The sequence below is a fragment of the Streptomyces sp. NPDC055239 genome (genome assembly GCF_053606205.1).
This window is the reverse complement of the sequence record NZ_JBSGRD010000003.1, coordinates 978197-995946: the sequence shown is the minus strand read 5'-3', so window position 1 is coordinate 995946 and position 17750 is coordinate 978197. Positions and strand designations below refer to the sequence as shown.

The 17750-nt window shown below is 70.7% G+C and carries 14 protein-coding genes; 8 read left to right on the top strand and 6 right to left on the bottom strand.

What is annotated here, in order from left to right:
* Positions 1-28 precede the first annotated feature (28 nt).
* The 3 genes from ACWFRJ_RS15145 to ACWFRJ_RS15135 all read left to right on the top strand — a co-directional run bounded on the left by ACWFRJ_RS15145 (position 29) and on the right by ACWFRJ_RS15135 (position 3879).
* A complete protein-coding gene (locus tag ACWFRJ_RS15145; protein ID WP_453529416.1) occupies positions 29-1252 on the top strand; it encodes an arginine deiminase in 1224 nt (407 codons plus the stop codon).
* Positions 1253-1330: 78 nt separating this feature from the next.
* Entirely contained in the window at positions 1331-2329 is a 999-nt protein-coding gene (gene argF / locus ACWFRJ_RS15140) for an ornithine carbamoyltransferase (RefSeq protein WP_453529413.1), read from the top strand.
* A gap of 113 nt (positions 2330-2442) precedes the next feature.
* A complete protein-coding gene (locus tag ACWFRJ_RS15135) occupies positions 2443-3879 on the top strand; it encodes an amino acid permease (RefSeq protein WP_453529410.1) in 1437 nt (478 codons plus the stop codon).
* Here the strand turns inward: ACWFRJ_RS15135 and ACWFRJ_RS15130 are convergent.
* Positions 3860-4276 carry an ATP-binding protein gene (locus ACWFRJ_RS15130; RefSeq protein WP_453529407.1) on the bottom strand — a complete coding sequence of 139 codons (417 nt, stop codon included), beginning with the start codon at positions 4274-4276 and terminating at the stop codon, positions 3860-3862. The genes ACWFRJ_RS15135 and ACWFRJ_RS15130 overlap by 20 nt on opposite strands.
* A 325-nt stretch (positions 4277-4601) precedes the next feature.
* Here ACWFRJ_RS15130 and ACWFRJ_RS15125 point away from each other — a divergent pair, with 325 nt between their 5' ends.
* Together ACWFRJ_RS15125 and ACWFRJ_RS15120 are read left to right on the top strand one after the other, a co-directional pair.
* Positions 4602-5429 (top strand): enoyl-CoA hydratase family protein, encoded by an 828-nt coding sequence (locus tag ACWFRJ_RS15125; RefSeq protein ID WP_453529404.1) that lies wholly within the window; start codon positions 4602-4604, stop codon positions 5427-5429.
* A 2-nt stretch (positions 5430-5431) separates the two neighbouring features.
* Positions 5432-7747 (top strand): bifunctional salicylyl-CoA 5-hydroxylase/oxidoreductase, encoded by a 2316-nt coding sequence (locus tag ACWFRJ_RS15120; protein WP_453529708.1) that lies wholly within the window; start codon positions 5432-5434, stop codon positions 7745-7747.
* Here ACWFRJ_RS15120 and ACWFRJ_RS15115 read toward each other — a convergent pair.
* A complete protein-coding gene (locus ACWFRJ_RS15115) occupies positions 7731-8546 on the bottom strand; it encodes a PaaX family transcriptional regulator (protein WP_453529401.1) in 816 nt (271 codons plus the stop codon). The two genes, ACWFRJ_RS15120 and ACWFRJ_RS15115, sit on opposite strands and share 17 nt — an antisense overlap.
* Before the next feature lie 4 nt (positions 8547-8550).
* Positions 8551-10191: an AMP-binding protein gene (locus tag ACWFRJ_RS15110; protein WP_453529398.1), complete on the bottom strand. Its 1641-nt coding sequence runs from the start codon at positions 10189-10191 to the stop codon at positions 8551-8553.
* Positions 10192-10294: 103 nt separating this feature from the next.
* On the opposite strand from ACWFRJ_RS15110, the gene ACWFRJ_RS15105 reads away from it, so the two are divergent.
* The 3 genes from ACWFRJ_RS15105 to ACWFRJ_RS15095 are packed head-to-tail and all read left to right on the top strand — an operon-like array spanning position 10295 to position 12812.
* Positions 10295-11527: an acyl-CoA dehydrogenase family protein gene (locus ACWFRJ_RS15105; protein WP_453529395.1), complete on the top strand. Its 1233-nt coding sequence runs from the start codon at positions 10295-10297 to the stop codon at positions 11525-11527.
* On the top strand, positions 11524-11922 hold the full coding sequence (locus tag ACWFRJ_RS15100) for a RidA family protein (protein WP_453529392.1): 399 nt from the start codon (positions 11524-11526) through the stop codon (positions 11920-11922). Before ACWFRJ_RS15105 ends, ACWFRJ_RS15100 begins: the two co-directional genes overlap by 4 nt.
* Before the next feature lie 47 nt (positions 11923-11969).
* On the top strand, positions 11970-12812 hold the full coding sequence (locus ACWFRJ_RS15095; protein ID WP_453529389.1) for an alpha/beta fold hydrolase: 843 nt from the start codon (positions 11970-11972) through the stop codon (positions 12810-12812).
* A 13-nt stretch (positions 12813-12825) separates the two neighbouring features.
* Here the strand turns inward: ACWFRJ_RS15095 and ACWFRJ_RS15090 are convergent, their stop codons facing one another.
* The 3 genes from ACWFRJ_RS15090 to ACWFRJ_RS15080 form a co-directional block, all read right to left on the bottom strand.
* Complete coding sequence (locus ACWFRJ_RS15090) at positions 12826-14091, bottom strand: FG-GAP repeat domain-containing protein (protein ID WP_453529386.1); 1266 nt, start codon at positions 14089-14091, stop codon at positions 12826-12828.
* A gap of 81 nt (positions 14092-14172) precedes the next feature.
* On the bottom strand, positions 14173-15702 hold the full coding sequence (locus tag ACWFRJ_RS15085; protein ID WP_453529383.1) for a helix-turn-helix domain-containing protein: 1530 nt from the start codon (positions 15700-15702) through the stop codon (positions 14173-14175).
* Positions 15703-15823: 121 nt separating this feature from the next.
* Positions 15824-17710, bottom strand: a complete 1887-nt coding sequence (locus ACWFRJ_RS15080) for an amidohydrolase (RefSeq protein ID WP_453529380.1) — start codon at positions 17708-17710, stop codon at positions 15824-15826.
* Between the last annotated feature and the right edge of the window lie 40 nt (positions 17711-17750).

Genomic DNA, 17750 nt, shown 5'->3' with positions numbered 1-17750 from the left:
GCCGTCCGGCCGGGGAAAGATGGACTCCATGGGATTCCATGTCGACTCCGAGGCCGGGCGGCTGCGCCGCGTGATACTGCACCGCCCTGATCTGGAGCTCAAGCGGCTCACACCGACCAACAAGGATGCGTTGCTCTTCGACGACGTCCTGTGGGTCCGCAGAGCCCGCCAGGAACATGACGGATTCGCCGACGTGCTGCGCGATCGCGGGGTGGCGGTCCACCTCTTCGGTGACCTGCTGACCGAGACGATGGACGTGCCAGGGGCGCGCCTGCTGGTACTCGACCGGGTCTTCGACGAGAAGGAGTACGGGCCGCTCGCGACGGACCATCTGCGGGCCGCGTTCGAGACGCTGCCATCGGCCGAGCTCGCCGACGCGCTGATCGGCGGGATGACGAAGCGGGAGTTCCTGGAGCGCCACCCGGAGCCGACATCCGTGCGCTTCCACTGCATGGACCTGGACGACTTCCTGCTCGGCCCGCTGCCCAACCACCTCTTCACGCGCGACACCTCGGCCTGGATCTACGACGGTGTCTCCATCAACGCCATGCGCTGGCCCGCGCGGCAGCGCGAGACCGTGCACTTCGAGGCGATCTACCGGCACCACCCCCTCTTCAAGTCCGAGGACTTCCACGTCTGGTCCCAGGGGCAGGCGGACTACCCCTCCACCATCGAGGGCGGCGACGTCCTGGTGATCGGCCGGGGCGCGGTCCTCATCGGCATGAGCGAGCGCACCACGCCGCAGGCCGTCGAGATGCTCGCGCACAAGCTCTTCGCGGCGGGCTCCGCGCAGACGATCGTGGCCCTCGACATGCCGAAGAGACGTGCGTTCATGCATCTCGACACGGTGATGACGATGGTCGACGCCGACACCTTCACGCAGTACGCGGGGCTCGGCATGCTCCGCTCGTACACCATCGAACCCGGCGTCGACGGGCGGGAGTTGAAGGTCACCGACCATCCGCCCGAGCACATGCACCGAGCGATCGCCGCGGCCCTCGGGCTGAGCGGGATCCGGGTCCTCACCGCCACCCAGGACGTGCACGCGGCCGAGCGCGAGCAGTGGGACGACGGCTGCAACGTGCTCGCGGTCGAGCCCGGCGTCGTCGTGGCGTACGAACGGAACTCGACGACGAACACGCATCTGCGCAAGGAGGGCATCGAGGTGATCGAGATCCGGGGGAGCGAGCTGGGGCGCGGCAGGGGCGGGCCGCGCTGCATGAGCTGCCCGGTGCAGCGGGATGCCGTATAGAAATGCGAAGCCGTATAGAAATGTGGAGCATCGTATAGACTTCCAGTGTCCTCATACGTGTACCCCTGGAGCGCCATCATGGCCATCGACCTCACCGGCCGCCACTTCCTCAAGGAGCTGGACTTCACCGCCGAGGAGTTCCGCGGCCTGGTCGACCTCGCCGCCGAGCTGAAGGCGGCCAAGAAGGCCGGTACGGAAGAGCGGCGTCTGCGCGGCAAGAACATCGCGCTGATCTTCGAGAAGTCCTCCACGCGGACGCGCTGCGCCTTCGAGGTCGCCGCCGCCGACCAGGGTGCCTCCACGACGTACATCGACCCGGCCGGATCGCACATAGGCAGCAAGGAGTCCCCGAAGGACACCGCCCGGGTGCTCGGCCGGATGTTCGATGCCATCGAGTTCCGCGGTGACGCCCAGTCGACGGTCGAGGAGCTCGGCGCCCACGCGGGCGTGCCCGTCTACAACGGCCTGACGGACGACTGGCACCCCACCCAGATGCTCGCCGACGTGCTCACGATGACCGAGCACAGTGCCAAGCCCCTCACCGAGATCGCCTTCGCCTACCTCGGTGACGCCCGTTTCAACATGGGCAACTCGTACCTGATCACCGCCGCACTGCTCGGCATGGACGTACGCATCGTCGCGCCGAAGGCCTACTGGCCCGCCGCCGAGATCGTCGCCCAGGCGCGCGAGCTCGCCGGGACCAGTGGCGCGCGGATCACGCTCAGCGAGGACATCGCCGAGGGTGTCGCGGGCGCCGACTTCGTCGTGACCGACGTCTGGGTCTCCATGGGCGAGCCCAAGGAGGTCTGGGACGAGCGCATCGCCGCGCTCGCGCCGTACGCAGTGACCATGGACGTGCTGCGCGCGACGGGCAACGCCGACGTGAAGTTCCTGCACTGCCTCCCGGCCTTCCACGACCTGGACACGAAGGTCGGCCGCGAGATCCACGCCCAGCACGGTCTAAGCTCTCTCGAGGTCACCGACGAGGTCTTCGAGTCGGCGCACTCCGTCGTCTTCGACGAGGCCGAGAACCGTCTGCACACCATCAAGGCGGTCCTCGTCGCCACGCTCGCCTGAACGCGTCACAGCACGCTCACACTGGTGGGGCCGGGGAACACCTTCCCCCGGCCCCATTTCGTTGCGGCACCACCCCTCGCCGCACCCAGCACCACCGAAATGAGAACCACCGCATGCGCTCGACCGGTCCGGCAGGACTCCGCATCAAGTCCCCCGAACTCCTCGTCGCCGAATCGGGCGCCGACCTCGAAGGCCATGGCCTCAAGCGAACCATGGGCCTGTTCCAGCTGGTGTGCTTCGGCGTCGGCGCGATCGTCGGCACCGGCATCTTCGTCGGCCTCTCCGACAGCGTCGCCGAGGCGGGCCCCGCGGTCGCCGTCTCGTACTTCCTGGCCGCCGTCACCTGCATCTTCACGGCGTTCTCGTTCGCCGAGCTCGGCGGCGCGATCCCGGTATCGGGCAGCTCGTACTCCTTCGCGTACGCCTCGCTCGGCGAGCGCACCGCCTTCCTCGTCGGGTGGTGCCTGCTCCTGGAGTACGGCGTCTCCGTCTCGGCCGTCGCGGTCGGCTGGAGCCAGTACCTGAACGAGCTGCTCGAAAGCCTCACCGGCCGGCACCTGCCCGACGCGCTCTCCTCAGGGCCCGGCGATGGCGGAGTCGTGAACCTGCCCGCCGTGGTCGTGATCCTCCTTGCCGCCGTGCTGCTCGTGCGTGGCATCCGCGAGAGCGCGCGGGCGACGGCCGCCATGGCCGTGCTCAAGATCGGGATCCTGCTGCTCTTCCTGGCGATCGCGTTCACCGCGTTCAAGGCCGGCAACCTCACCCCCTTCGCGGGCGCCGGGGTCTCCGGCATCACCGCGGGCGCCTCGCTCGCCTTCTTCTCCTTCATCGGCTTCGACGCGATCACCACGGCGGGCGAAGAGGTCAAGAACCCCCGGCGCAACATCCCGATCGCCATCCTGATCTGCATCGGCGTCGCCACACTGCTGTACGTCGCCGTCGCCCTCGGAGCGATCGGCGCCCTGGGCGCCGACGCGGTCGCCGACAAGCCCGCGGCGCTCTCGCTGATCGTCAACCAGGTCACCGACTCGACGGTCGGCGGCGGCATCATCGCCTTCGGCGCGGTCGTGGCCATCGCGTCCGTCGTGCTCGCCGTGATGTACGGGCAGACCCGCATCCTGATGTCGATGTCCCGCGACGGGCTCATCCCGCGCGTCTTCGAGCGCGTCTCGCCCAAGACCTCGACGCCGGTCGCCAACACCTGGATCGTCGCGTCGGTCTTCGCCGTCCCTGCGGCCTTCTCGTCGCTCGACGTGGTGGTCAACCTGACGACGATCGGCACGCTGGCGATCATGGTCGTGGTGAATGTCGCGGTAATCGCCCTTCGCCGCTCGGCGCCGGAGCTGAAGCGCACCTTCCGCGTGCCGCTGTACCCCGTGTGCCCGATCCTGGGCGTGGGCTTCTGCCTCTACCTGATCTGGGGCACGGGCTGGACGACGTGGGTACAGTTCGCGGCGTTCCTCGTCGTGGGCGCCCTGGTGTACGCGCTGTACGGGCGCCGTCACTCCCGGCTCGCCGAGGCGGCAGGGGCTACGCCGCGGGGAGTGTGAACCAGACCGCCTTGCCGGAGTCGGTGGAGCGGTGACCGCAGGACGAGCTGAGGGTGCGGATCAGGAGCAGGCCGCGCCCGTGCTCCTGCCAGGGGTCCGCCTCGCTCATCGGCGCCGGATCGGTGAGATCCCCGGGCGGCAGCGGGTTCGAGTCGTGGACCTCCACCTGGCAGCCGCTCGGCAGGAGCTCGATGACGAGCTCTATCGGGTCGTTCCCCGAGGTGTGCTCCACCGCGTTGGCCACCAGCTCCGCCGTGAGCAGCTCGGCGGTATCGCTGTCGGCGGGCGACTCGATCTCCGCGAGTGCGGTACGCACCAGTGCGCGGGCGATCGGCACGGCCGCGGTGGTGTGCGGCAGCGCGATGCGCCACGAGGCTGGAGCGGGAGGTTCGTGCAAGGCGGGTCGTCCGTTCAAGGCAGCAGGAGGTCCTGCTTTCAACCGTACGAATCTTAAGCGCTATGTCGACAGGGTCGACGGTCGGGCATTTCCGGGACGTCCGTCCCTTGGGTGCCTCAGGCGACAAGACATGCATGTCGGGATTTCCGTTCCCTCGAGGGGCCCCTGATGCGAACGCGTGACCGAGTGATCGCGCGGCCGTGACGTATCGCGCACGTATCGCGCACTCGTGACGACAGTCACGGACAGGTGATAACTTCGAAAGGCAGAGGCACCTTCGAGAAGCTGACCGCCGCCGCCCCGACCGAGGAGGCCGCACGTCGTCATGAGTCCCTTCACCGGCTCCGCCCCCCGCACCCCCGACTGGCAGCACCTCCGCTTCGAGGTCGACGACGGGGTCGCCACGGTCACCCTCGCCCGCCCCGACAAGCTGAACGCGCTCACCTTCGGTGCCTACGCCGACCTGCGCGATCTCCTGGCCGAACTCTCCCGCGACAAGTCCGTACGCGCGCTGGTGCTCGGCGGAGAGGGGCGCGGGTTCTGCTCGGGCGGTGACGTCGACGAGATCATCGGCGCGACCCTGGGCATGGACACCGCGCAGCTGCTCGACTTCAACCGCATGACGGGACAGGTCGTACGGGCCATCCGCGAGTGCCCCTTCCCGGTGATCGCCGCCGTGCACGGGGTGGCCGCGGGCGCGGGCGCGGTGCTCGCCCTCGCCGCGGACTTCCGGGTGGCCGATCCCTCGGCGCGGTTCTCCTTCCTCTTCACGCGGGTCGGCCTGTCGGGCGGCGACATGGGGGCCGCGTACCTCCTGCCCCGCGTCGTCGGCCTCGGCCACGCCACCCGCATCCTGATGCTCGGCGACCCGGTGCGCGCCCCCGAGGCCGAACGGATCGGCCTGATCAGCGAGTTGACGGACGAGGGCAAGGCGGCCGAGACCGCACAGACCCTCGCGCGCCGCCTCGCCGACGGTCCCGCCCTGGCGTACGCGCAGACCAAGGCGCTGCTGACCTCGGAACTCGACATGCCGATGGCCGCCGCCGTGGAGCTGGACGCCGCGACGCAGGCCCTCCTCATGACCGGCGAGGACTACAAGGAATTCCACGCGGCGTTCACGGAGAAGCGCCCGCCCAAGTGGCAGGGGCGCTGACGATGAAGGCCACCGGGCACGGCACGGCCCACCGCATCGCCGTCATCGGCGGCGGACCCGGCGGGCTCTACGCCGCCGCCCTCCTCAAGCGGCTCGACCCGGAGCGCGAGATCACCGTCTGGGAGCGCAACGCCCCGGACGACACGTTCGGCTTCGGAGTCGTCCTCTCGGACGAGACGCTTGGCGGCATCGAGCACGCCGACCCCGTCGTCTACGCCGCGCTCCAGGCGGAGTTCGTGCGCTGGGACGACATCGACATCGTGCACCGGGGGAGCCGTCATACCTCGGGCGGGCACGGGTTCGCGGCGCTCGGGCGGCGCAGGCTGCTCGGCATCCTGCACGAGCGGTGCCGGGAACTCGGTGTCGACCTGCGCTTTTGCGCCGAGGCGCCGTCGGCGGCCGAGCTCTCCACCTCGTACGACCTGGTGATCGCGGCGGACGGCGTGCACAGTCTCACGCGCGAGGCGCACGCACAGGCCTTCGGGCCGAGCGTCGAGACGCACCGCTGCCGCTACATCTGGCTCGCGGCCGACTTCGCCTTCGAGGCCTTCCGCTTCGAGATCGCCGAGACCGAGCACGGCGTGATGCAGCTGCACGGCTACCCGTTCTCCACAACAGGGCCCGGCGAATCGGCCGGCGAGTCCACGGTCATCGTCGAGATGCGCGAAGAAGTGTGGGAGGCGGCCGGGTTCGCGGAGCTCGACGAGCGCGAGGCGACCGAACGCTGCGCCAAGATCTTCGCCGACGCGCTCGGCGGCCGGACCCTGCGCGGCAACAAGTCCTCCTGGATCAACTTCCGCACGGTCGTCAACAAGCACTGGTCGTACGGCAACACCGTGCTGCTCGGCGACGCCGCCCACACCGCCCACTTCTCCATCGGTTCCGGCACCAAGCTCGCCGTCGAGGACGCCCTCGCGCTCGCCGCCTGCCTTGAGGAACAGCCCGGCATCCCGGAGGCCCTCGCCGCGTACGAGACGGAGCGCCGCCCCGTCGTCGAGTCCACGCAGCGCGCGGCCCGCGCCAGCCTGGAGTGGTTCGAGCGGCTCCCCGACTATCTCGGCCAGCCGCCACGCCAGTTCGCCTTCAACCTGCTCACCCGCAGCCGCCGCGTCACGCACGACAATCTGCGCCTGCGCGACGCCCGTTTCACCGAGTCCGTCGAGCGCGACTTCGGCTGCCCGGACGGTACGCCGCCGATGTTCACGCCCTTCCGGCTGCGCGACCTCACCCTGCGCAACCGCGTGGTCGTGTCCCCCATGGACATGTACTCCGCGACGGACGGCGTCCCCGGCGACTTCCACCTCGTCCATCTGGGTGCGCGGGCGCTCGGCGGCGCCGGCCTGGTCATGACTGAGATGGTGTGCGTCAGCGAGCGTGGCCGCATCACACCGGGCTGCGCCGGGCTCTACACCGAAGGGCAGGCCGACGCCTGGCGCCGGATCACGGACTTCGTGCACGCGCAGGCACCCGGTACCGCGATCGGCGTCCAGCTGGGGCACTCGGGCCGCAAGGGCTCCACGAAGCTGATGTGGGAGGGCATCGACGAACCCCTCGACGAGGGCAACTGGCCCCTTGTGGCGCCCTCGCCCCTCCCGTACAAGGCGAGCAGCCAGCGCCCGCACGAGCTGGACCGGGCCGGGCTCGACGAGATCCGTGAACAGTTCACCGAAGCGGCACGGCGGGCCGAGCGCGGCGGATTCGACCTCCTCGAACTGCACTGCGCGCACGGCTATCTGCTCTCCGGCTTCCTCTCTCCGCTGACCAACCGCAGGACCGACGAGTACGGCGGCTCCCTGGAGAACCGCCTGCGCTTCCCTCTCGAAGTCTTCGACGCGGTACGTGAGTTGTGGCCCGACGGCAAACCCATGACCGTCCGCGTATCCGCCACCGACTGGGCCGAAGGCGGCACCACCGCTGACGACGCCGTCGAGATCGCCCGCGCCTTCGCCGCGCACGGAGCCGACGCGATCGACGTCTCCACGGGACAGGTCGTCTCCGACGAGCACCCCGCGTACGGCCGCTCCTACCAGACCCCGTTCGCCGACCGCATCCGCAACGAAACCGGCATCCCCGTCCTCACGGTCGGCGCCATCTCCTCCTGGGACGACGTCAACTCCCTGATCCTGGCGGGCCGCACGGACCTGTGCGCGCTCGCACGCCCGCATCTGTACGACCCGCACTGGACGCTGCACGCCGCGGCGGAACAGGGGTACGCCGGGCCGGGCGTCGCCTGGCCGGTGCAGTACGGCGCGGGCAGTCGCCGCCCGCAGACCGGCCGCACCGATGCCCCCAAACCCCGCCTCAAGCTGGGGAGTTGACGAACCCCGCCCCCGCCTCGCGCAGTCGCCCGTCGAGGGCCGTGAACACCTCGGCGGACCGGTCACCGGGCCACCCCTCCGGGAGGAGTTCCCCCGGAAGACCCGGATCCGCGTACGGCAGCCTGCGCCAGGAGTCCAGGGCGAGGAGATAGTCGCGGTACGCCTCTTCGGGCGGGGTCTGCGTCCGCCCCTGCCAGTCCCTGAGCACCGGCTCGTGCCGGTCGAGGAACGCCTCGTGCTCCTTGGCGATCGATGACAGGTCCCACCAGCGGGCCACCGCGTCCGCCGTCGCCGCGAAGCCCAGATGCTCGCCCCGGAACAGGTCGACGTACGAGGCGAGTTGGAGGCGTTCCAGGGTGTGCCGGGTCTCTTCGTAGAGGTGCGCCGGGGCGATCCACACCCCCGGTGCCGCCGTCCCGAAGCCGAGTCCGGCCAGGCGGGAGCGCAGGACGTGCCGCTTCTGGCGCTCCGACTCCGGTACGGAGAAGACGGCGAGCACCCAGCCGCCGCCCTGCCGCGCGGCTGGGGGAGTCGCGTAGATGCGCCGGTCGCCGTCCTCGAGGAGCTGGCGCGCGTCCGGCGACAGGGCGTACCCCGCCGCGCCCGCCGCCGTCCGGGCGGGGACGAGAAGCCCGCGCCGCTTGAGCCGGGACACGGACGAGCGCACGGACGGGGCGTCCACGCCGAGGGGAGCGAGGAGCCTGACGAGGTCGGCGACCGGCACCGGGCCGGGGGCCGCGCGCCCGTAGGCGCCGTAGAAGGTGACGATCAGGGACCGTGGAGTGTGCTGCTCGGACACGTGATCACTCTACGGGCCCCGGCTCCCGCAGCCGGAACCGTTGCAGTTTGCCCGTCGCGGTGCGCGGCAGTGCGTCCAGAAAGACGATCTCGCGCGGACACTTGTAGGGCACCAGCTCGCCCTTCACGAACTCGCGCAGCCGCTCCGGGTCCCGTTCGGTGCCCGCGCGCGGGACGACGTACGCGACGACCGCATGCCCGCGCAGCTCGTCGGGGCGCCCCACGACGGCCGCCTCCAGGACATCGGGGTGGCGCAGGAGCGCCTCCTCGACCTCCGGGCCCGCGATGTTGTACCCCGCCGATATGATCATGTCGTCCGCGCGGGCCACGTAGGTGAAATAGCCGTCGGCGTCGCGGACGTAGGTGTCGCCGGTGACGTTCCAGCCGTGACGTACGTACTGGAGCTGGTGCTCGTCACCCAGATACCGGCAGCCGACAGGCCCGCGCACGGCGAGAAGACCCGGCTCCCCGTCCGGCAGCTGAGCCCCCGAATCGTCGACCACGCGCGCGTGCCAGCCCGGAACGGGAAGGCCCGTGGTGCCGGGCCTGATCGCCTCGTCCGCCGCGGAGATGAAGATGTGGAGCAGTTCGGTCGCGCCGATGCCGTTGATGATGCGGTGACCGGTGCGCTCGTGCCAGGCGTGCCAGGTGGCGCCGGAGAGATTCTCCCCGGCGGAGACGCACCGCCGCAGCGTGGAGACGTCGCAGGCGTCCGGCTTGCTCAGCTCGTCGAGCATCGTGCGGTAGGCGGTCGGCGCCGTGAAGAGCACGCTCACGCCGTGCTCGGCGATCGCGGGCAACAGCTGCTTGGGGGCCGCGTGTTCGAGCAGGAGCGAAGAGGCGCCGAACCGCAGCGGAAAGATGACGAGTCCGCCGAGCCCGAAGGTGAAACCGAGCGGAGGGCTGCCCGCGAACACGTCGTCGGGCACCGGCTTGAGGACATGGCGCGCGAAGGTGTCGGCGATGGCGAGCACATCACGGTGGAAGTGCATACAGCCCTTGGGCCGCCCGGTGGTGCCGGACGTGAAGGCGATGAGGGCGACGTCGTCGGCGGCGGTGTCGACGGGTTCGTAGACGTCGGGCTGCCGGGCGGCGCGCGCGAGGAGGTCGTCGTCCGCGTCCCCGCCGAAGGTGGTGACTCTCAGCCCGGTGATCCCGGCCTTGATCAGGTCGTCCACGGAGCGGGCGTCGCACAGGGCGTGGCCGACCTCCGCGATCTCGCACATCGTGGCGAGCTCGTGCGCGCGCTGCTGGGCAAGGACGGTGACCGCGACCGCGCCCGCCTTCATCACCGCGAGCCAGCAGGCCGCGAGCCAGGGCGTCGTGGGGCCGCGCAGCAGGACGCGCTGACCGGGCAGTACGTCGAGTTCGCCGGTCAGGACGTGCGCGATCCGGTCGACGTGCCGCTGCAGTTCGCCGTACGTCCACACGTCGCCGGAGCCCGCACGGAACGCGGGGCGATCTGTGCCGTGCCGCTCCACCGTCCGGTCGAGGAGCTCGGCGCCGCAGTTGAGGCGGTCGGCGTAGTGCACCTCTGGCCGGTCGCGGACGAACGCGGGCCACTGCTCCGGCGGCGGGAGATGATCCCGGGCGAAGGTGTCGACGTGAGCCGATGGATGGAGTCGCAGTGCACTCTTGGCGTCCACAGCGGGTCGCCCCCTTGCCGTTCGGGCTTGTGGTGAGCTCGCGCGACGAGCGTATCGTGATGGTGACGACAGTCAACGGTACGCGATAGAGGAGGGGCCCTGCATGACGGCATTCTCGCTCAATCCAGAACAAATCGCCTGGTGTGCGGAGCTACGCACCCTCGCCGACGAGCGGCTGCGCCCGCTGGCGGAGAAGGGCGAGCCGGGCCGCGTGAACCGCCCGCTGGTGGGGGCTCTGGGGGAACTGGGCCTCCTCGACCGCCTGTTCGCGGGGGAGGAGACGGGCAACGCGACCACCGCACCGGCCTCGCGTGCCGCCTCGGGCGCCCTGGGCCTCTGCCTCCTGCGCGAGTCCCTTGCCTACGCCTGCACGGAGGCCGAGACCGCGCTCGCCCTGCAGGGGCTCGGGGCGCACCCCGTCGCCGCGTACGGCTCCGCGCGCCAGCGCGAGCAGTGGCTGGCGCCCGCCCGCGCGGGGCGTGCCGTCGCCGCCTTCGCGCTCTCCGAACCGGGCGCGGGCTCGGACGCCGCCGCCCTTGCCCTGGGCGCCGTGCCGGACGGCGCCTCCTCCTGGCGGCTCACCGGCGAGAAGTGCTGGATCTCGAACGCCCCCGAGGCCGACTTCTACACCGTCTTCGCCCGTACGACCCCGGGCGCCGGCGCCCGCGGCGTCACCGCCTTCCTCGTGCCCGCCGACCGCGCGGGCCTCACCGGCACCCCCCTGGACATGCTCTCCCCGCACCCGATCGGCGCCCTCGCCTTCGACGGCGTGACCGTCACCGGCGAGGACGTGCTCGGCGAACCCGACCGCGGCTTCCGCGTCGCCATGACCACCCTCAACCGCTTCCGCCCCAGCGTCGGCGCCTTCGCGGTGGGCATGGCGGGCGCGGCGCTCGACGCGACGCTCGCGCACACCGCCCAACGAGACGCGTTCGGCGGCAAGTTGAAGGACCTCCAGGCGGTGGCGCACCAAGTCGCGGAGATGGCGACGCGCACGGAGGCGGCCCGGCTCATGGTGCACGCGGCAGCGGCGGCGTACGACCGCGGCGAACCGGACATCGCCCGACGCGCCGCCATGGCCAAGCTGATCGCCACGGAGGCGGCACAGTACGTCGTGGACGCCGCGGTCCAACTGCACGGTGCGCGCGCCTTGCAGCGAGGGCATCTCCTCGAACACCTCTACCGCGAGGTGCGGGCACCCCGCATCTACGAGGGCGCGAGCGAGGTCCAACGGAGCATCATCGCCAAGGAGTTGTACGCAGCACAGCCCGCAGCCCCGCAGCCCGCGCTTCATGAGGCACTCCATGAGGCACCCCATGAGGAGCCCTCCGCATGAGCATCGAACGCGTCAACCCCGCCGAACTCTCCCCGCCCACCGGCTTCTCGCACGCCGTCACCGCGACCGGCGGCCGTCTCGTCTTCCTCGCGGGCCAGACCGCCCTCGACGTCGAAGGCAAGGTCACCGGCGCGACCCTGCCCGAGCAGTTCGAGCTGGCGCTGACCAATCTCCTCACCGCCCTGCGTCATGCGGGCGGCACCCCGGCCGACCTCGCCCGCGTCACCGTCTACGCCACGGACGTCGCCGACTACCGCAGCCAGGCGGCACAACTGGGCCGCATCTGGAAGAAGTTGGCGGGCCGTGACTACCCCGCCATGGCGGTGATCGGAGCCGTCCGTCTCTGGGACGAGCAGTGCCTGGTGGAGCTGGACGGGGTGGCGGTCCTGGACTGAGCCGCATAGCGTCGGGCCGAAGATCAGGCTTAGGAAACGGGGCGGCCATGGCACGGATCGAACTCACCGCGGGGCCCGTCGAGTACGAGGACACGGGAGGCACGGGCACGCCGATCGTCCTGCTGCACGGCCCCGTCCAGGACGGCAGCGTATGGCGTCATGTCGTCGAGGAGCTGGGTGAAGAGTTCCGCGTCCTGGTGCCGACGCTCCCGTACGGCAGCCATCGCGTACCGCTGAAGCAGGGCGCCGAGCTGACGCCGGCGACCATGGCCCGGCTGATCGGTGAGTTCGCCGACGCGCTGGACCTCGGCGCCGACGCGGTCTTCGTCGAGAACGACGCCGGGCGGCTCCAGCAACTGGCCGCCGAGCGCCCCGACCGCGTCGGCCGCATGGTCGTCGCGGGCTGCGAGACCTTCGACAACTACCCGCCACGCGCGGGCGGCAAGATGATGGACGCCGCCGCGCGCGTCCCCGGCGGTATCGCACTCCTGATCCGCATCCTCTCCGTACGCGCCCTGCGCCGCGTCCCGGGCACGGGATTCGCCGTCATGGCGTACCGCCCCGTCCCGCACGACCTGACGGACCGCTGGCTCGAACCGCTGCGCACCGACCCCGAGGCCCGTCAGGTCCTGGTCCGCTACCTCCGCTCGGCCCGCAAGACGGAGATGATGGAGGCGGCGGAAGCGCTGCGCGCCTACAAAGGGCCCGCTCTCGTCGTCTGGGGCAAACAGGACAAGATGATGCCGCCCGAACACGGCCGCAGGCTCGCCGAGTTGCTCCCCCAGGGCCGCCTCGTCGAACTCGACGACTGCCGCACCTTGATCCCGCTCGACCGTCCCGACGGCCTCGCGGCGGCGATCCGTGAGTTCGTGGCGGCCACGGCGTCATAAGGGCGACGGCGCCTCAGTCGCGCCCCGGGAACGACGTCGTGGCGAAGGCCGCCTTGTCCCGCGACGACGTGCCGTCAGTGATCCACCAGTGCGTCGGATTTTCGCCGTACAGGGCGAAGAGGGTGTCCGGGTCCCAGTTCAGGATCAGCTCCTCCTTGCCGTCGGCGTCGAAGTCGGCGGCGGCGTACGGGCGGACGTTCCGCCAGCGGGCCGGGGTCTTCTTGCCGTTGGCGCGAGCGGGCCCCTCCCGGAGAATCTTCGTCCGCTTCTCACCTTCGATCAGCAGCGCGCCGTCGTCAGTGGTGACGAGGATGCCGTCCTTGCCTGAGTAGACCGCGAGCGAGAAGACCGTCTCCGGTTCCTCCTCGGTGTCCGGCTCGTCGTTGCGGCTTCCGTTGTCGCCGATGGCCAGATCGCGGGTGCCGTCACCGTCGTAGTCGCCGAATGCCACGGCCTCTCCCTCGCGCAGCTCGACGGGGGTGCGGGAGAGGCCGCTTCCGGTGCGCGCCGGATAGAGGAGTCCGTTCGTCTGCCCGCCGTCGCTGCCCTCGTGGACGAGGAGGCCGGTCGCGCGCGGCTTTCCCGAGGGGGCGATGTCGTCAGCGGCGAGCCAGCCGCCCCCGCCGGGCCGGGTGTCGGTGCGGGCCGGGGCGCCGGAGCGGGTGAAGGGACCGTACAGCAGGGTCACGGACCCGTCCCGGCGGAGCGCCGCGATGTCATGGTGCCCGTCCCCGTCGAAGTCGCCCCGCGTCGGCTTGTGCAGATAGCCGTCCGACCCGCGGCCGGGTGTCCGGATCCGGGTCGCCTCCGCGTCGGCCTTCGGCCCGCTCGGACCGCCCCAGTCCACGGTGGGCCGCTCCTGATCCGAGGGCCCGTCCGTGGAGACGAAGTCGGGATAGCCGTCGCCGTCCAGGTCGGCGGTGGTGACGGTGCCCGACGCGTAGTCGTACACGGCGCGTGTCGACGGGTCGAGCCCTTTGACGGAGCCGAAGACGACGGCGGTCCGCCCGCGTCCGTCCTCGACGCGGGCGGGCACGGGAAGGAGCAGATCGCGGTGCCCGTCTCCGTTGATGTCGTCCGGGTCCTTGGAGCCCTTGCCGTCGGAAGCCACGGGACGTGAGGCGGTCGGAGTCGGCACCGGGTTGCCGCCGCCCTCGGAGCCCTTGGAGCGGTGGCTGCCGTCGTCGGCCTGCTCACCGCACCCCGCCGCGAGCAGGGCGAGCGAGGCGGTGAGCGCGACGAGGGCGCGCCTGCCGGGGACACGAGTGCGATCTGTCATGCACCCACCCCAACACCGCGCCCTCACGCGTCTTTGGCTACGACCGTGATCGTTGCCCAGTCGTAGCGGGAGAGCGGGCTTCTAGATGTCCCGGAACGTCTCGATCTGCGCGCCCACGGAGTTGAGCCGCTCGGCCAGCTCCTCGTACCCGCGATTGATCACGTACACATTGCGGAGGACGGACGTGCCCTCGGCCGCCATCATCGCGAGCAGCACGACCACGGCGGGCCGCAGCGCGGGCGGGCACATCATCTCGGCGGCGCGCCAGCGGGTCGGGCCCTCCACCAACACCCGGTGCGGGTCGAGGAGCTGGAGGCGCCCGCCGAGGCGGTTGAGGTCGGTCAGATAGATCGCGCGGTTGTCGTAGACCCAGTCGTGGATCAGCGTCTTGCCCTGCGCCGCCGCCGCGATGGCCGCGAAGAAGGGGACGTTGTCGATGTTCAGGCCGGGGAACGGCATCGGGTGGATCTTGTCGATCGGCGCCTCCAGTTTGGAGGGCCGGACGGTGAGGTCGATCAGGCGCGTACGGCCGTTGTCCGCGAAGTACTCCGGCGTGCGGTCGTGGTCGAGGCCCATCTCCTCCAGGACCGCGAGCTCGATCTCCAGGAACTCGATCGGGACGCGGTTGACCGTCAGCTCGGACTCCGTGACGACGGCCGCGGCGAGCAGGCTCATCGCCTCGACCGGGTCCTCGGAGGGGGAGTAGTCGACGTCGACGTCGATGGTCGGGACACCGTGCACGGTGAGGGTCGTGCTGCCGATGCCCTCGACCTTGACGCCGAGCGCCTCAAGGAAGAAGCACAGGTCCTGGACCATGTAGTTCGACGAGGCGTTGCGGATGACGGTCGTGCAGTCGCTGCGGGCCGCGGCGAGGAGGGCGTTCTCGGTCACGGTGTCGCCGCGCTCGGTCAGCACGATCGGGCGGTCAGGGACGACGTCGCGCGCGACCTCGGCGTGGTAGAGCCCCTCGGTCGCGGCGATGTCGAGGCCGAAGCGGCGCAGCGCGATCATGTGCGGCTCGATCGTGCGCGTTCCGAGGTCGCAACCACCCGCGTACGGAAGGTTGAAGCGGTCCATGCGGTGCAGCAGCGGACCGAGGAACATGATGATCGACCGGGTCCGGATCGCGGCCTCCGCGTCGATCGCCTCCATGTCGAGCTGGGCGGGCGGCACGATCTCCAGGTCGACCCCGTCGTTGATCCAACGGGTGCGTACGCCGATCGAGTTCAGGACTTCGAGGAGGCGGTAGACCTCCTCGATGCGCGCCACGCGGCGCAGCACCGTGCGTCCCTTGTTGAGCAGAGAGGCGCAGAGCAGCGCCACGCAGGCGTTCTTGCTCGTCTTGACGTCGATGGAGCCGGAGAGCCGCCGCCCGCCGACCACGCGCAGATGCATCGGCCCGGCGTACCCGAGGGAGACGATCTCGCTGTCCAGCGCTTCGCCGATACGCGCGATCATCTCAAGGCTGATGTTCTGATTGCCGCGCTCGATGCGGTTCACGGCGCTCTGACTTGTGTTGAGCGCCTCGGCGAGCTGCGACTGCGTCCAGCCCCGGTGCTGCCGGGCGTCGCGGATGAGCTTGCCGATACGTACGAGGTAATCGTCTGCCATGTTGTGCAGGTTATCTCAGATATGAGATGACGCCTGCGCTGGGGTAGGCCATACGTGAAATGACCGATTCGGCACGGAAGTTCCTGTACGTCTTTTCCGTACGTCACTTCACTGTGTCGGGTCAGCCGCAACCGCATGAGGCGTGCCGTCCGCCGTGCACCGCGGCCTGCGCCGCGGGCCGCGGTCCCGCTGCCGCGCGCGTCACCCGGGCGGCGGCAGCGCGCCCGGCCGACGATTCGGCGTCATGCACCACTGTGCCTCCGGTCAACGTCAGTCGCACTTCGGCAGAGCTGATTTCGGCCACCGGACACCGCGTCACATCGCGGTCGAGCAGCACCAGATCGGCCGACTTTCCCGTTTCGACGGTTCCGGTGAGGTGGTCCATACGGAGCTGACGCGCTGTGCCGAGGGTGTGCATGAGCAGGGCGGACGAGCGGCTGAGGCCTTCTTGCGCGCGGTACAGATCGCCCTCGCCGTCGGCTCCGAACCGGTCGACGGCGGTACGCACCTGGTTCCACACCTGGAGGGGATCGACGGGCCAGTCCGAGCCACCGGAGAGCCGCGCCCCGTGCCGCTCCAGGCTGCGCGCCGGGTACTGCCAGCGGTGACGTTCGGCGCCGATGTAGGGCAGCAGGGCGTCCATGGTCCAGGTGTTGCGGGTCGCCCACTGGAGCTGCATGCAGGGGATGACGCCGAGCAGGGCGAACCGGGGCAGGTCGGCGGGGTCGACGAGCTGGAGATGGGCGGTGGTGTTGCGCAGGCCGCGCACTCCGGTGGTGCGCAGGGCGTACGCGTAGCCGTCGAGGGAGGTGCGCACGGCGCGGTCGCCGATGGCGTGCGCGTGCATCTGCCAGCCGTCCTTGTTGAAGGCGGCGGTGAGGCGGCCGTAGTCCGCCGACGACACGTACAGGTCGCCGCGGTGGTCGGTGGGCTTGCCGTCCTTGTCGAGGTAGGGCTTCAGGAGCGCGGCGGTCTGCGCCGGATACTCGATGACCCCGTCGAGGAAGACCTTGACGGTGCCGAAGCGGAGCCCGCGTACGTCCTTGAAGTCCTCGCGGAGCCCCCTCGCGTACGCCAGCGCCGCCGCCGGGTCCTTGGTCTGGTCGGTCTCGATGCGCAGGGCGGGCACGATGCGCTGGAGCAGGCGTCCTGACTCGGCCAGGCGCTGATACGTCTTCAGCTCGCCCCGGCCCACCACGGCTTCCATGAAGGTGGTGACGCCGGACGCGGCGGCCTCGGCCAGTGTCTTCGCGGCGGCGTCCGTCAGCTGAGTCTCGTCGGGCTCGGGGATGTGCCGGGAGACGAGCGGCTGGGCGTCGTCCTTGAGCACGCCGGTCGGCTTGCCGTCCGCGCCCTTGACGATCTTGCCGCCGACCGGGTCGGGCGTCGACGCGGTGATCTTCGCGATGTCCAGGGCACGCTGGTTGGCCCACAGGTTGTGCCCGTCGCCGCCGCGCAGCGCGATCGGCCGCCGGGTCGGCAGCGCGTCGAGCATGGAGTGGTGCGGGGCGGTCCCGCGGGGCAGCAGCCCCACGGGGTTCCAGTCCTCCACCACCAGCCATCCGTCTGGCTCCTGATCGGCGGAGTCCTTCAGGAAGTTCGTCAGGGTCTTCTGCAGGTCGGCGACGGTCTGCTCGGCACCGGCCAGCGAGGGCCGCAGCGAGCGGTTCGCGGCGTCCATGGGGTGGGCGTGACCGTCGTGTATGCCGCTCATGACGGTGCCGCCACGTGCGTCCACGACGTCGGTGTCACGCCCGATGAAGCGCTTGAGGGCGGAGTCGCTCCCGACGGCAAGGATCTTCCCGTCCCGCCCGACGGCGACGGCCTGCGCGGTGCCGTGTCCCCGAGTGCCGGTGAACACGCGGGAGTTGTGCAGGACGAGGGCGGCGGACCGGCGGGGGGAGGAGGCGGCCGCGCCGGACGCACCGACGGCGACGGAGGCTCCTGCGACCCCGGCGGCGGCGATGAGCCCGCGCCGGGAGAGGGAGAAGGGACGGGAAGAGGGCATAGGGGGTCTCCTGGCTGCTGTGACGCGGGGCAATCGGGCG

What these genes read in the sequence shown, in the direction of transcription:
- ACWFRJ_RS15125 (WP_453529404.1), top strand. Translation starts at nt 4,602, where the DNA reads ATGAGTCCCTTCACCGGCTCCGCCCCCCGCACCCCCGACTGGCAGCAC.
- ACWFRJ_RS15085 (WP_453529383.1), bottom strand. Translation starts at nt 15,702, where the DNA reads ATGGCAGACGATTACCTCGTACGTATCGGCAAGCTCATCCGCGACGCC.
- ACWFRJ_RS15105 (WP_453529395.1), top strand. Translation starts at nt 10,295, where the DNA reads ATGACGGCATTCTCGCTCAATCCAGAACAAATCGCCTGGTGTGCGGAG.
- ACWFRJ_RS15090 (WP_453529386.1), bottom strand. Translation starts at nt 14,091, where the DNA reads ATGACAGATCGCACTCGTGTCCCCGGCAGGCGCGCCCTCGTCGCGCTC.
- ACWFRJ_RS15100 (WP_453529392.1), top strand. Translation starts at nt 11,524, where the DNA reads ATGAGCATCGAACGCGTCAACCCCGCCGAACTCTCCCCGCCCACCGGC.
- ACWFRJ_RS15080 (WP_453529380.1), bottom strand. Translation starts at nt 17,710, where the DNA reads ATGCCCTCTTCCCGTCCCTTCTCCCTCTCCCGGCGCGGGCTCATCGCC.
- ACWFRJ_RS15095 (WP_453529389.1), top strand. Translation starts at nt 11,970, where the DNA reads ATGGCACGGATCGAACTCACCGCGGGGCCCGTCGAGTACGAGGACACG.
- ACWFRJ_RS15120 (WP_453529708.1), top strand. Translation starts at nt 5,432, where the DNA reads ATGAAGGCCACCGGGCACGGCACGGCCCACCGCATCGCCGTCATCGGC.
- argF (WP_453529413.1), top strand. Translation starts at nt 1,331, where the DNA reads ATGGCCATCGACCTCACCGGCCGCCACTTCCTCAAGGAGCTGGACTTC.
- ACWFRJ_RS15145 (WP_453529416.1), top strand. Translation starts at nt 29, where the DNA reads ATGGGATTCCATGTCGACTCCGAGGCCGGGCGGCTGCGCCGCGTGATA.
- ACWFRJ_RS15135 (WP_453529410.1), top strand. Translation starts at nt 2,443, where the DNA reads ATGCGCTCGACCGGTCCGGCAGGACTCCGCATCAAGTCCCCCGAACTC.